13 protein-coding genes are annotated in these 13,612 nt (G+C 64.5%); 7 read left to right on the top strand and 6 right to left on the bottom strand.

The features are described 5' to 3' along the window. Positions 1-52 precede the first annotated feature (52 nt). From trmA to HU751_RS19055, 3 genes are all read right to left on the bottom strand, one after another. Complete coding sequence (trmA, locus tag HU751_RS19045; RefSeq protein ID WP_186734183.1) at positions 53-1,138, bottom strand: tRNA (uridine(54)-C5)-methyltransferase TrmA; 1,086 nt, start codon at positions 1,136-1,138, stop codon at positions 53-55. Then, on the bottom strand, positions 1,135-2,430 hold the full coding sequence (locus HU751_RS19050) for an NCS2 family permease (RefSeq protein WP_110739369.1): 1,296 nt from the start codon (positions 2,428-2,430) through the stop codon (positions 1,135-1,137). Before HU751_RS19050 ends, trmA begins: the two co-directional genes overlap by 4 nt. A 244-nt stretch (positions 2,431-2,674) precedes the next feature. After that, the gene (locus HU751_RS19055; RefSeq protein ID WP_186734184.1) at positions 2,675-3,895 is read right to left on the bottom strand and encodes an MFS transporter; all 1,221 of its coding nucleotides are present in this window, start codon (positions 3,893-3,895) and stop codon (positions 2,675-2,677) included. Positions 3,896-4,238: 343 nt separating this feature from the next. On the opposite strand from HU751_RS19055, the gene HU751_RS19060 reads away from it, so the two are divergent. Genes HU751_RS19060 through HU751_RS19070 form a run of 3 tightly spaced genes read left to right on the top strand, consistent with a single transcriptional unit; the run spans position 4,239 to position 6,837 of the window. Continuing rightward, positions 4,239-5,675, top strand: coding sequence for a cytochrome ubiquinol oxidase subunit I (locus HU751_RS19060; protein WP_186734185.1), 1,437 nt, complete (start codon positions 4,239-4,241; stop codon positions 5,673-5,675). Position 5,676: 1 nt separating this feature from the next. Then, positions 5,677-6,684, top strand: coding sequence for a cytochrome d ubiquinol oxidase subunit II (gene cydB, locus HU751_RS19065; protein ID WP_050706923.1), 1,008 nt, complete (start codon positions 5,677-5,679; stop codon positions 6,682-6,684). 12 nt (positions 6,685-6,696) lie between these two features. After that, positions 6,697-6,837 (top strand): DUF2474 domain-containing protein, encoded by a 141-nt coding sequence (locus HU751_RS19070; protein WP_036986195.1) that lies wholly within the window; start codon positions 6,697-6,699, stop codon positions 6,835-6,837. A gap of 90 nt (positions 6,838-6,927) precedes the next feature. Here the strand turns inward: HU751_RS19070 and HU751_RS19075 are convergent, their stop codons facing one another. Both HU751_RS19075 and HU751_RS19080 read right to left on the bottom strand, forming a co-directional pair. Then, the gene (locus HU751_RS19075) at positions 6,928-8,052 is read right to left on the bottom strand and encodes a methyltransferase (RefSeq protein WP_186734186.1); all 1,125 of its coding nucleotides are present in this window, start codon (positions 8,050-8,052) and stop codon (positions 6,928-6,930) included. A 78-nt stretch (positions 8,053-8,130) separates the two neighbouring features. Further along, complete coding sequence (locus HU751_RS19080) at positions 8,131-8,835, bottom strand: autoinducer binding domain-containing protein (protein WP_186734187.1); 705 nt, start codon at positions 8,833-8,835, stop codon at positions 8,131-8,133. Between the two features lie 216 nt (positions 8,836-9,051). Between HU751_RS19080 and HU751_RS19085 the strand changes: the two genes are divergently transcribed. After that, positions 9,052-9,828: a ferredoxin--NADP reductase gene (locus tag HU751_RS19085; protein ID WP_186734188.1), complete on the top strand. Its 777-nt coding sequence runs from the start codon at positions 9,052-9,054 to the stop codon at positions 9,826-9,828. 68 nt (positions 9,829-9,896) lie between these two features. Here the strand turns inward: HU751_RS19085 and mscL are convergent, their stop codons facing one another. Further along, complete coding sequence (mscL, locus tag HU751_RS19090) at positions 9,897-10,310, bottom strand: large-conductance mechanosensitive channel protein MscL (RefSeq protein WP_050706920.1); 414 nt, start codon at positions 10,308-10,310, stop codon at positions 9,897-9,899. Between the two features lie 177 nt (positions 10,311-10,487). On the opposite strand from mscL, the gene radA reads away from it, so the two are divergent. The 3 genes from radA (at position 10,488) to HU751_RS19105 (ending at position 13,492) form a co-directional block, all read left to right on the top strand. Continuing rightward, positions 10,488-11,855 (top strand): DNA repair protein RadA, encoded by a 1,368-nt coding sequence (gene radA, locus HU751_RS19095; protein WP_028691337.1) that lies wholly within the window; start codon positions 10,488-10,490, stop codon positions 11,853-11,855. Positions 11,856-11,927: 72 nt separating this feature from the next. Beyond that, positions 11,928-12,431, top strand: coding sequence for an RNA polymerase sigma factor (locus HU751_RS19100; protein WP_050706918.1), 504 nt, complete (start codon positions 11,928-11,930; stop codon positions 12,429-12,431). Positions 12,432-12,499: 68 nt separating this feature from the next. Beyond that, positions 12,500-13,492 carry a FecR family protein gene (locus HU751_RS19105; protein ID WP_186734189.1) on the top strand — a complete coding sequence of 331 codons (993 nt, stop codon included), beginning with the start codon at positions 12,500-12,502 and terminating at the stop codon, positions 13,490-13,492. The last annotated feature ends 120 nt before the right edge of the window (positions 13,493-13,612 follow it).

The raw sequence follows: 13,612 nt of genomic DNA on the forward strand, positions 1-13,612 counted from the left end.
AACACTCCTGGCTGCGTGCGGTGGGGCCGGGGAGGCCCCACTGCAGCGCGGATCAGCGCCGAACCAGCAGCACCCCGCTTTCCATGTGATGGGTGTACGGGAACTGGTCGAACAGCGCACAGCGTTCGATACGGTGGGTATCTTGCAGCTGGGCGATGTTCTGCGCCAGGGTCTCTGGGTTGCACGAGATGTACAGGATGCGCTCGAAGCGTCGGGTCAGCTCGCAGGTGTCCGGGTCCATGCCGGCGCGCGGCGGGTCGACAAACACGGTGCCGAAGTCGTAGGCCTTCAGGTCGATCCCTTCCAGGCGGCGGAACGGGCGGACCTCGTTCAGCGCCTGGGTCAGCTCCTCGGCCGACAGGCGCACCAGGCGCACGTTGTCCACGCCGTTCTCGTCGAGGTTGTGCAGGGCGGCGTTGACCGAGGTCTTGCTGATCTCGGTGGCCAGCACCTGGCGCGCGCGGGTGGCCAGCGGCAGGGTGAAGTTGCCGTTGCCGCAGTACAGCTCCAGCAGGTCGTCCTGGCGCTCGCCCATGGCCTCGAAGGCCCAGCCGAGCATCTTCTGGTTCACCGCGCCGTTGGGCTGGGTGAAGGCGCCTTCGGGCTGGCGATAGCTGAAGGTGCGCCCGGCGATGTCGAGTTTTTCCACGGCGTAGTCGCGGCCGATCACCACGCGCTTGCCCTTGGAGCGGCCGATCACGCTGACGTTCAGGTCGCTGGCCAGTTGCTGCGCGGCCGCTTCCCAGGCCTCGTCCAGCGGGCGGTGATAGCACAGGGTGACCATCGCGTCACCGGCCAGGGTGGTGAGGAACTCGACCTGGAACAGGCGGTTGTCCAATGCCTCGTTGCCCTGCCAGGCGGCCTTCAGGCGTGGCATCAGTTCATTGATGCGCTCGCTGGCGATGGGGAAGTCGTCGATCAGGATCGCCTTGTGCTTCTCGCCCGGCGCAAACATCGCGTAATGGCGCTGGCCGCCTTCGCGCCACAGGCGGAACTCGGCGCGCAGGCGATAGTGGTCTCGAGGCGAGTCGAATACCGCCGGCTCCGGCGCGCCGAACGGTGCCAGCAGCTCGCGCAGGCGGGCGGCCTTGGCCGCCAGTTGCGCGTCGTATTGGGAAGGATCCAGGACAGCACTCATGCGGGGAACCAGCCCAGCTTGATGACGAACAGGATCGACAGGATCACCAGCGCCGGGTTCAGGTCGCGGTGACGGCCGGAGATCAGCTTGATGGCGGTCCAGGCGATGAAGCCGAAGGCGATGCCGTTGGCGATCGAATAGGTCAGCGGCATGGCCAGGGCGGTCACCACCACCGGCGCGGCTTCGGTGACGTCGTCCCAGTTGATCTCGGCCAGGCCCGAGGCCATCAGCACGGCGACGAACAGCAGGGCCGGCGCGGTGGCGAAGGCCGGCACGCTACCGGCCAGCGGGGCGAAGAACAGCGCCAGCAGGAACAGCACGGCGACCACGATGGCGGTCAGGCCGGTGCGCCCGCCCGCGCTCACGCCCGCCGCCGACTCGATGTAGCTGGTGGTGGTCGAGGTGCCCAGCAGGGAACCGGCCATGGCGGCGGTACTGTCGGCGATCAGGGCGCGGCCCATCTTCGGCATGTGGCCGTCCTTGCCCATCAGGCCGGCGCGCTTGGCCACGCCGATCAGGGTGCCGGAGTTGTCGAACAGGTCGACGAACAGGAAGGCGAAGATCACGCTGATCAGGCCGACGTCGAGGGCGCCGGCGATGTCCAGTTGCAGGAAGGTCGGGGCCAGCGACGGCGGCATCGAGACCACGCCGCCGAACGGGGTGACGCCCATCGCGATCGAGGCCACGGTCACCGCCAGGATGCCGATCAGTACCGCGCCGCGGACTTTCAGCGACTCGAGGGCGACAATCAGGAAGAATCCCAGGGTGGCGAGGATCGGCGCTGGTTTGCTGAGGTCGCCCAGGCCCACCAGGGTGGCCGGGTTATCGACGACGATACCTGCGTTATGCAGGGCGATCAGCGCCAGGAACAGGCCGATGCCGGCGGCGATGGCCGAGCGCAGCGGCAGCGGGATGCTGTTCACGATCCACTCGCGGATGCGGAAGATCGACAGCAGGAAGAACAGCACCGCCGAAAGGAACACTGCGCCCAGCGCCACCTGCCAGGTGTGGCCCATGTGCAGGACCACGGTGTAGGTGAAGAAGGCGTTCAGGCCCATGCCCGGCGCCAGCGCGATCGGGTAGTTGGCGATGATGCCCATGGTCACCGAGCCGATGGCCGCGGCCAGGCACGTGGCGACGAACAGCGCGCCCTTGTCCATGCCGGTCTCGCCGAGGATGCTCGGGTTGACGAACAGGATGTAGGCCATGGCCAGGAAGGTGGTGACGCCCGCGAGAATCTCGGTGCGCACATTGGTGTCGTGTGCTTTTAGTTGAAACAGCCTTTCCAGCATGCCTGCTCCCCGGGCGCCCTCGCGCCGTGAATGTATCGACCCCAACAGCAAAGCACAGACCGTACCGGATACCGTGGTTTTGTGTGGGGCGGAAAAAAGCCGCGCATCATACCAGCAAGGGGGACAGGGGCCTATCGTGGGAGCGGGCTTGCCCCGCGATTTCGTCGGATCGGTCACGAGTAAGCGTCCGGTCCTTTGAAATCGGGGGGCAAGCCCGCTCCCACAATGGGAATGTAAGAGCGTGTCAGCCGTTGTGCATGCGGTCCCGATGGGTCAGCGTCGGGAAGAGCTTCATCCACACCCCGGTCACCACCAGCGTGCCCACGCCACCGAGCACCACCGCCGGCACTGTGCCAAACCAGTGCGCGGTGACGCCTGACTCGAACTCGCCGAGCTGGTTCGAGGCACCGATGAACAGCCCGTTCACCGCGCTCACCCGGCCACGCATCTCGTCCGGCGTCTCCAGTTGCACGAAGGCGCTGCGGATGACCATGCTGATCATGTCCGCCGCGCCCAGCACAACCAGTACCGCCAGGGAGAACCAGAACGAAGTGGACAGGCCGAAGGCGATGGTCGCGACGCCAAATATGCCCACTGCGGTGAACATGGTCAGGCCCACCTTGCGTTCCACCGGAAAGCGCGCCAGCCACAACGACATCAGCAATGCCCCGACGGCGGGCGCCGAGCGCAACAGGCCCAGGCCCCAGGCGCCAGTGAGCAGGATGTCCTTGGCGAACACCGGCAGCAGCGCGGTGGCGCCGCCGAGCAGCACGGCGAACAGGTCCAGCGAGATTGCGCCGAGGATATCCGGACGGCTGCGGATAAAGCGGATCCCGGCCAGCAGCGAGTCGAGGCTGGCCCTGCCTGGCTGCGGCTGCTGCCGACGGGCATCGAGGCTCAGGGTCAAAAGGCAGGCGATGAGATAGAGAACTACGGTCGGACCGTACACCCAGGTGCTGCCGAAGGCGTAGAGCAGGCCGCCCACCGCCGGGGCGACAATGGTCGCCGCCTGGGACGCCGAAGCAGAGGCCGCCACCGCGCGCGGGAACAGCCCGGGTGGCACCACGTTGGGCAGCAGGGCCTGGGTCGCCGGCATCTCGAACGAGCGGGCGGCACCCAGCAGGAAGGCCAGCACGAAGATCAGTTCACGGCTGACGTTGTCGGTAAAGCTGCCCACGGCCAGCGCCAGGGCGATCAGCGCCTGCAGGGTCTGGCACAGGGCGGCGACCTTGCGCCGGTCGTAGCGGTCGGCGACATGCCCGGTGTGCAGCATGAACAGCACCCGCGGGGCGAACTCGACCAGCCCGACCAGGCCCAGGTCGAGCACATTGCCGGTGAGCTGGTAGAGGTGCCAGCCGATGGCCACGGTGAGCATCTGGAAGCCGCTGGCGGTGAATACTCGGGCCAGCCAGAAGGCGAGGAAGGGGCGGTGATGGCGCAGCAATTGCGGGGCGGAATCGGACATCGGGGAGCCTGCAGCCTCGGAAATAGAGGGGCCAGAAGAGTAACATCTGTTTGTAACAAATAGTTGCTGAAAGCCGTGTGGATCAACTTTCCACACGCAAAAAAAGAGGGTGAGGCAACCGGTCACGCGGCAATCAACCACACATCCGGATGGGTCATTCGGGACTATGCTTCCATTCAGTCGTTGATCTGGATCAATCGTTCCAGATGCAACGATCTTGGCCCTTGGGCCGGAATCCCCGCGATCGAACAGAACAATTCCAACGCGCCGCACTCGATACCCGTGGGGGCAGTGGGCGACAGGCCATGAGCCCGGTCGCCGGATTACCTGAAGAGGAAGCACCATGTTCGGATTGGAAGCCTTAGAGCTCGCCCGAATCCAGTTTGCCTTTACCGTGTCCTTTCACATCCTGTTCCCGGCCATCACCATTGGCCTGGCGAGCTACCTGGCGGTCCTCGAAGGCCTTTGGCTGAAGACCGGCGACAACACCTACCGTGACCTCTACCACTTCTGGTCGAAGATCTTCGCCGTCAACTTCGGCATGGGCGTGGTCTCGGGCCTGGTCATGGCCTATCAGTTCGGCACCAACTGGAGTCAGTTCTCCGATTTTGCCGGCTCCATCACTGGTCCCTTGCTCACCTACGAGGTCTTGACCGCCTTCTTCCTCGAGGCCGGTTTCCTCGGCGTCATGCTGTTCGGCTGGAACCGTGTCGGCCGTGGCCTGCACTTCTTCGCCACGTGCATGGTGGCGCTCGGCACGCTGGTGTCGACGTTCTGGATCCTCGCCTCCAACAGCTGGATGCAGACACCCCAGGGCTACGAGATCGTCAATGGCCAGGTGATCCCGGTGGACTGGTTCGCGGTGATCTTCAACCCGTCCTTCCCCTACCGGCTGATGCACATGGCCACCGCGGCCTTCGTCGCCACCGCGTTCTTCGTCGGCGCCTCGGCGGCCTGGCACCTGCTGCGCGGGCGCGACAACCCGGCGGTGCGCAAGATGCTGTCGATGGCCATGTGGATGGCGCTGATCGTCGCGCCGGTGCAGGCGGTGATCGGTGACTTCCATGGCTTGAACACCCTCAAGCACCAGCCGGTGAAGATCGCGGCCATCGAAGGCCACTGGGAGAACAAGCCCGGTGAGCCGACCCCGCTGATCCTGTTCGGCATCCCTGACATGAAAGCCGAGACCACGCGCTTCAAGATCGAGATCCCGGCGCTCGGCAGCCTGATCCTCACCCACAGCCTGGACAAGCAGGTCCCGGCGATGAAGGACTTCCCGCCTGAGGATCGACCCAACTCGACCATCGTGTTCTGGTCGTTCCGGATCATGGTCGGGCTGGGCATGCTGATGATCTTCGTCGGCCTGTGGAGCCTGTGGCTGCGCAAGCGCGGCACGCTGTACAGCTCGCGTCCGTTCCTCTACCTGACCTTGTGGATGGGCCCGTCCGGGTTGATCGCCATCCTCGCCGGCTGGTTCACCACCGAGGTCGGTCGCCAGCCCTGGGTGGTCTACGGGCTGATGCGCACCGCCGATGGGGTGTCCAACCATAGCTACGCGCAGCTGGGCTTTACCCTGGTGATGTTCGTGGTGGTCTACTTCGCCCTGTTCGGCACCGGCATCGGCTACATGATGCGCCTGGTGCGCAAAGGGCCGAAGACCGGCGAAGGCGAGGAGCACACCCCGGGTGGCCCTGGCCAGAAACGCACGCCGGCGCGGCCGCTGTCCGCCGCCGATGAAGGCCATGAGGCCGAGTCCAGCAGCCTGAGCAAGGGGAACTGAGATGGGTATCGATCTTCCGCTGATCTGGGCCGTGATCATCATCTTCGGCGTCATGATGTACGTGGTGATGGATGGTTTCGACCTGGGAATCGGCATGCTCTTCCCGTTCGTCCAGGACGAGCGTGACCGTGATGTGATGATGAACACCGTCGCCCCGGTATGGGACGGCAACGAGACCTGGCTGGTGCTGGGCGGCGCGGCACTGTTCGGTGCCTTCCCGCTGGCCTACTCGGTGGTGCTGGAGGCGCTGTACCTGCCGTTGATCCTGATGCTGGTGGGCCTGATCTTCCGGGGCGTGGCCTTCGAGTTCCGCTTCAAGGCCCGGGCCAATAAACGCCACATCTGGGACAAGGCGTTCATCTGGGGTTCGCTGGTGGCGACCTTCTTCCAGGGCGTGGCCCTGGGCGCCTTCATCGAAGGCTTCAAGGTGGTCGACCGCAAGTTCGTAGGCGGCACCCTGGACTGGCTGACGCCGTTCACGCTGTTCAGTGGCCTGGGCCTGATCGTCGCCTACACCCTGCTGGGTTGCACCTGGCTGATCATGAAGACCGAAGGGCCGTTGCAGCAGAAAATGCACGACATGGCCCGCCCCCTGGCGCTGGTGCTGCTGGCGGTGATCGGCATCGTCAGCCTGTGGACGCCGATCGCCTACCCGCAGATCGCCGAGCGCTGGTTCAGCATGCCCAACCTGGTCTGGTTCATGCCGGTGCCGATCCTGGTGCTGGTGACCTTCTATGGCTTGCTGCGGGCGGTGGCGCGCAATGCCCATTACACGCCGTTCCTGCTGACCCTGGTGCTGATCTTCCTGGGCTACAGTGGGCTGGGCATCAGCCTGTGGCCGAACATCATCCCGCCGTCGATCAGCATCTGGGACGCCGCGGCGCCGCCGCAGAGCCAGGGCTTCATGCTGGTGGGCACGCTGTTCATCCTGCCGTTCATCCTTGGCTACACCTACTGGAGCTACTACGTGTTCCGCGGCAAGGTGACCCATGAAGACGGCTATCACTAGGAGCGTATCGTGATGAACGTCGAAGAGAAAAAGCCGTTGTGGCAACGCCTGGGTTGGCTGGTGCTGATCTGGGGGCTGAGCGTGGCGGCGCTTGGGGTGGTGGCTTATGGCATGCGCATGTTCATGAGTGCAGCCGGCCTTAGCACTCACTAGGTTGCAAGGGCTGCCTTGCAGCCCGATCGCGGGGCAAGCCCGCTCCTAAGTACCAGTAGGAGCGGGCTTTTTTCGTTTACTTGAGGGCGCTTATTTACGGGCTTTGAGCACCACGAACTTCGGCGTCGCCGCCACCTGCTCGACCCCTCGGAACAACCGCGCCAGCTTGCTGTGATAGCCCAGGTGGCGGTTGCCGACGATGTACAGCGCGCCACCGACCTCCAACGCCTCCCGGGCCTGTTGGAACATGCGCCAGGCGAGGAAGTCGCCCACCACCTGCTGCTGGTGGAATGGCGGGTTGCACAGCACCACGTCCAGCGATTGTTTCTCCTGCCCGGCCAGACCATCCGCGGCCCTGATCGTCACCTCGCGCTGGCCCAGCGCCGCCTGCCAGTTCTCCTGTGCCGACTGCACCGCCATGTACGACTCGTCGACCAGGGTGAACTGCGCATCCGGGTTGGCCAGGGCGCAGGCGATCGCCAGCACGCCATTCCCACAGCCCAGATCGGCGACCCGGGCATGGCCCAGGTCGCGTGGCAGGTGCGGCAGGAAAGCGCGGGTGCCGATGTCCAGGCCTTCGCGGCAGAACACGTTGGCGTGGTTGACCAGTTCCAGGGCCGGGCTGTCCAGAAGGTAGCGGCTGGGGTAGGGCGAGCGTGCGGCCGGGCGTTCGGCGACGGTGGCAATCAGCAGACGGGCCTTCTTCTGCGCCAGCGAGGCCTGGACCGGGCCGATGTACTTCTCCATCAGGTCGCCGGCGGCACGGGGCAGGTGCTTGATCATGGCCCCGGCAATCACCTGGGCGCCAGGGGCCAGCTGGCCTTGCAGGCGGATCAGCTGTTCCTCGAGCAGGGCCAGGGTTTTCGGCACACGCACCAGCACGCGGTCGAACGGGCCCTGAAAGGCCTCGCTGGCCGGGATGAAGGGCACGCTGTCGAACGGCTTGCCGTTACCCGCCAGGTTCTTCTCCAGGGCCAGGTGCGCCAGGTGCGAGTCACCGCTGCTGCTCACCTGCACATGCCCCGCAAGGCTCGCGGCCAGGGCGCCGAAGCTGTCGTTGAGCACCAGCACCTTGCAGCTCGCCTGCGGCGCCTGGGCGGCCAGGTGTTCCAGCAGGTACTGGTCGGCGGCGTCGAAGGCCAGCAGCGGGTCGTTGGCCTGGGCCGGCTGGCGGATCAGGTCGAGGTCGGCGAAGGGGCTGTTGAACAGGGGCATGGCGTACGGCTCAAGATGGCGCTGCTCATCACGGGGCGCGATGAGCTTGAGGTCCGCGATTCTACAGATTCCGAGCCATTATCTGGGACTGATCTGTTTGGATTCGATCAGCTTGGCGACGGCATGGGTTTTATTGGCGGCGTCTGTCTTCTCGATGGAGCTGCGGATATGAAAGTTCACAGTGCTGGTCGATAAACGCAGGATCTTGGCAATGTCCTCGGCAATTTTGCCTTTCGCGCACCAGTCCATCACTTCCAGTTCACGTACGCTGAGCCCGTAGAGGTGAGTCAGGTGATATTCGCTGAGCAACGAGTGCAAGGTGTTGCATAGCCACATCGTTGCAGCGCACTTTTCGTAGTGTTCTGCGTCGTCGATGGCGCGGGAACGCCGGGACACGCTCAAGTGGCTTTCGTTATGCCGCAGGTCATGCGTTGACTGGGTCCAGCCGTAGGTCATCCCGTGCGCACGGGCTTCCTCGCGCAGGTGTGGCACGTCACGGAAGAGGTCGTCGTTCCAGACAAAAGGCAACTCGCCAAGGTGGCACTTTAATATTGTCGGATCCATACTGATGAAATTCTCGTTCTGGTAACGATCATTCCAGCTTTTGGGGTAGTTATTGTAGAGAATTACCTGTGGACCCTTGGCGCAAGCATGCAGATGCAGCGTCAGCCCCAGATACTCCATGTCGAGCTTCTGTATCAGGTCTACGGCGCATGCAAAAATCTGCTTGGGCTCGCGCTCGTCCAGCAATTGCTGGAGATCTTCCGTCTTCCAGTGTGGCATCGATGAAGCTCCCTTCTGCTTCTCGCTGGATCCAATGTCGGCAACGCACGAAGCGAAGTGTAGGAAATCCCCTAACTCTGTGCTGGGTTTTTTTGTTATAGCTGGCGCGTTTTCTTAGCTGATTGCGCGCAGTCCCAGGCGATACCTTACAAACCGACGGTGTTTATCTCCGCTGCTTTGCGCGACACTACGCGCATCTGTTCCATGGAGCCCGTCATGACCGCCAGCGCCGACAAATTTACCCGCCAGACCCTGCTCGACGTCCAGCCCCTGACGCCCAACCTGTTTTCCCTGCGTGTCACCCGCGATGCCGGTTTCCGTTTCCGCGCCGGGCAGTTCGCCCGCCTGGGGGTGAGCAAGGCCGATGGCAGTGTCGTCTGGCGTGCCTATTCCATGGTCAGCGCACCCCACGACGAGTTCCTCGACTTCTTCTCCATCGTGGTGCCGGGCGGCGAGTTCACCAGTGAGCTGAGCCGCCTGGGCGAGGGCGACACCTTGCTGATCGACCGCCAGGCGTTCGGTTACCTGACCCTGGACCGTTTCGTCGGTGGTCGCGACCTGTGGCTGCTGGCCACCGGCACCGGCATTGCGCCGTTCATGTCGATCCTGCAGGACTTCGAGGCCTGGGAGCGTTTTGACAACATCAAGCTGGTGTACTCGGTGCGCGAGGCGAAGGAGCTGGCGTATGTGGACGAGATCGCCGCGCTGGAGCAACGCGACTACCTGGCGGAGTTCGCGGGCAAGTTGCAGTTCATCCCGGTGGTGACCCGAGAGCAACATCCGGGCGCATTGAATGCGCGGATCACCACGCTGATCGAGAACGGTGAGCTGGAAAAGGCGGCGGGGCTGGCGCTGTCGCCGGAGCACTCGCGGATCATGCTGTGCGGCAACCCAGAGATGATCGACGAGACGCGCAAGGTGCTCAAGGCGCGTGACCTGCAGTTGAGCCTGAGCAAGCGGCCGGGGCAGGTGGCGGTGGAGAACTACTGGTAAGGCACAACAGCGCCTGTTGGATCGTCGCCACTGGGGCCGCCGCAAAGCGGCCCCAGTCGTTTTGTGCTTCAGGGCTGGCGGTTCTGCGCCTTGAGCAGGTCGCGAATCTCGGTCAGCAGGGTTTCCTCGGCGCTCGGCACCGGCGGTGCGGTCGGGGCCACGGCTTCTTCGCGCTTGAGGCGGTTGATCACCTTCACCCCCATGAAGATGGCGAAGGCGACGATGATGAAGTCGAGGATGGTCTGGATGAACTTGCCATAGGCCATTACCACGGCTGGCACATCGCCTTCGGCGGCCTTGAGCGTGATCGCCAGGTCGCTGAAGTCCACGCCGCCGATCAGCAGGCCAATGGGGGGCATGATCACGTCGCCGACAAAGGACGAGACGATCTTGCCGAACGCCGCGCCGATGATGATACCTACCGCCATGTCGACGACATTTCCCTTGACCGCGAAGGCCTTGAATTCACTGAGCATGCCCATGCTGTATTCCTTTGTTACGAATGGAGAGGTAACCGCAGTGTAAGCCACTAAAACGCTTCATGCGTGACGTTCGCAGCTACAGACTGTGTTTAGAGCGAATAGTTTTGTCGCCTGCCGCAGCCTCCGGGACACGTCCGTGTTCGGCTATCATGGCGGTTTTTTCCAGGAGACCCGCCCATGGCCAAGGCCAAGCGCTTGTATGGCTGCACAGAGTGCGGCGCGACCTTCCCCAAATGGGCCGGCCAGTGCGGTGACTGCGGGGCCTGGAACACCCTGGTCGAGACCATGATCGAAAGCGGCGGTGCCGCGGCGCCGAGCGGGCGTGCCGGCTGGACCGGGCAGCAGGCGCAGATCAAGACCCTGGCCGAGGTCAGCGTCGAGGAGATCCCACGCTTCACCACCAGCAGCACCGAGCTTGACCGCGTGCTCGGCGGTGGCCTGGTGGACGGCTCGGTGGTGCTGATTGGCGGTGACCCGGGGATCGGCAAATCCACCATCCTTCTGCAGACCCTGTGCAATATCGCCACGCAGATGCCGGCGCTGTATGTCACCGGTGAGGAGTCGCAGCAGCAGGTGGCCATGCGCTCCCGGCGCCTGGGCCTGCCCCAGGACCAGCTCAAGGTCATGACCGAAACCTGCATCGAGACCATCATCGCCACCGCTCGCCAGGAGAAGCCGCGGGTGATGGTCATCGACTCGATCCAGACCATCTTTACCGAGCAGTTACAGTCGGCCCCGGGCGGTGTCGCCCAGGTGCGCGAGAGCACGGCGTTGCTGGTGCGCTACGCCAAGCAGAGCGGCACGGCGATCTTCCTGGTCGGCCACGTCACCAAGGAAGGCTCGCTGGCCGGGCCACGGGTGCTCGAGCACATGGTCGATACCGTGCTGTATTTCGAGGGTGAGTCCGACGGCCGCCTGCGCCTGCTGCGCGCGGTGAAGAACCGCTTCGGCGCGGTCAACGAACTGGGTGTGTTCGGCATGACCGACCGTGGCCTCAAGGAGGTCTCCAATCCCTCGGCGATCTTCCTCAACCGTACCCAGGAGGAAGTGCCGGGTAGCGTGGTCATGGCCACCTGGGAAGGTACCCGGCCGATGCTGGTGGAGGTGCAGGCGTTGGTCGACGACAGCCACCTGGCCAACCCGCGACGGGTCACCCTGGGCCTGGATCAGAACCGCCTGGCCATGCTGCTGGCGGTGCTGCACCGACACGGCGGTATTCCCACCCATGACCAGGACGTATTCCTCAACGTCGTCGGTGGTGTGAAGGTGCTCGAAACCGCCTCGGACCTGGCGTTGCTGGCCGCGGTGATGTCGAGCCTGCGCAATCGCCCGCTGGCCCATGGCCTGCTGGTGTTCGGCGAGATCGGCCTGTCGGGCGAGGTGCGCCCGGTGCCCAGTGGCCAGGAGCGCCTGAAAGAGGCGGCCAAGCATGGCTTCAAGCGCGCCATCGTGCCCAAGGGCAACGCGCCGAAGGAAGCGCCCGCCGGGTTGCAGGTGATTGCCGTGACCCGTCTGGAACAGGCACTGGATGCACTCTTCGAGTAATGCCGTTTCTTGCAAGTGATTCTCAATAACCAGTAGCATACCGCCACCTTGCGACCACCCCATGGAGAGCGTGTGGCGGAGTTTGACCTCAAGCGGCTGTTCACAAAGCACGCGAAAAATCTTCAGGGCCTGCTCTCGCGCAAGGTGCGCGACCCGCAGCTGGCGGCCGACCTGGTGCAGGACAGTTTCCTGCGCCTGGCCGAGCAGCAACGTCACGAGCCGATCGAAAACGCCCAGGCCTACCTGTACCGCACGGCGCACAACCTGATGATCGATCACGTGCGCCAGCAGCAGCGGCGCAAGACCGACACGGTGCCTCACGAAGCCTTCGAGGCGATAGTCGAGGACGGCCCCGGGCTCGAGGAGCAGGCCGTGCGCGAGCAGCACCTGCGCCGTTTGCAGGCGATCCTCGGCGAGCTGCCCGAGCGCACCCGGGAAATCTTTCGCCTGAACCGCCTGGAGGGCATGACCCACGCCGAGGTCGCCCGGCACCTGGGGATCTCCGACAGCTCGGTGCAAAAGCATCTGGCCAAGGCCCTGGCCTATGTGATGCAGTGCCTGCAGGAAACCGAATGACCAACGGTTTACTGACAATTGCCGCTTCAGACGTCAGCCCAGACATAACCAGATCGCGAGAGAACCGTGTGAGCAGCCAGAACGAGCAAGCCATCCGCGAGCAGGCCGCCGAGTGGGTGGTGCTGGAGGGGGCCGGTCCCCTGGACCCGGAGCAGCAGCAAGCGTTGGCGCAGTGGTGCGCCAGCGATCCGCGGCATGCCCGGGCCTATGCCTTCGCCCAGGCGACCTGGGCCGACCTCGGGCAAGTGGCGGGGCTGGCGTCGTCGACGCTGCATCGTGCGTCGCCGGCCAGGCCCGAGCGTCTTCGCGCCAGGCGGCGTTCGACGCGGTTGCGTTGGGCGGCTGCCAGCAGTGCGATGCTGCTGTTGGCGATACTGGGGGTCGAACAAGGGCCGCGGTTGATCGTCGACTGGCGCGCCGACTACGCCACGGCGGCCGGCGAAGTGCGCCAGGTGAGCTTGTCCGATGGCAGCCGGATCGACCTCGACAGCCGCAGCGCGGTGCAGCTCGATTTCGATGACCGGCAACGCCGGGTGCGCCTGTTGGCCGGCGAGGCGGTGTTCAGCGCCGCGCCCGTCACTGCCGATGAACCGCGCCCCTTTGTGGTCGAGTATGCCGGCGCCACCAGCCAGGCCTTGGGCACGCGTTTCGTGGTGGGCGGTGTGGGTGACGGCGGTTGGGTGGGTATGCTCGAACACAGTGTCGAGGTGCGCTTGCAGGCCGAACCGAGCCAAGGCGCCTCCCGACAGATCCTGCAGCAGGGGCAGGCGCTGCGCTACGACCACGCCGAGGGTGTGCGCCCCTGGCCCGGGCGTGATCTGCAGCGGGCCACCGACTGGCAACGGGGTGTGCTGGTGTTCGAGCGCCAGCCCCTGGCCGAGGTGGTCGAACGCCTGAATCGCTACCGCGACGGCCGCCTGATGGTGGCGGACGGCGCGCTGGCGCGGCGCGAGGTGAGCGGGGTGTTCCGCCTCGACAACCTGGCCGACGCCGCCGACACCCTGACCCGCGAGCTGAAGGCCAAACGCCTGCAGTTGCCGGGCTTGACCGTGATCTACTGAGATTTTCGAAAAAACTTTCATTTGGCGTTACTGAGTTTTCCCGCGTTGCTCGTCTGACTGTTGAGATTGATTTTCATTATTAGAAAACGCCAACAGACGAGACGCGCAGTGAGCACGCAA

The organism is Pseudomonas peradeniyensis (genome assembly GCF_014268935.2).
GTDB classification, from domain to species: Bacteria; Pseudomonadota; Gammaproteobacteria; order Pseudomonadales; family Pseudomonadaceae; genus Aquipseudomonas; species Aquipseudomonas peradeniyensis.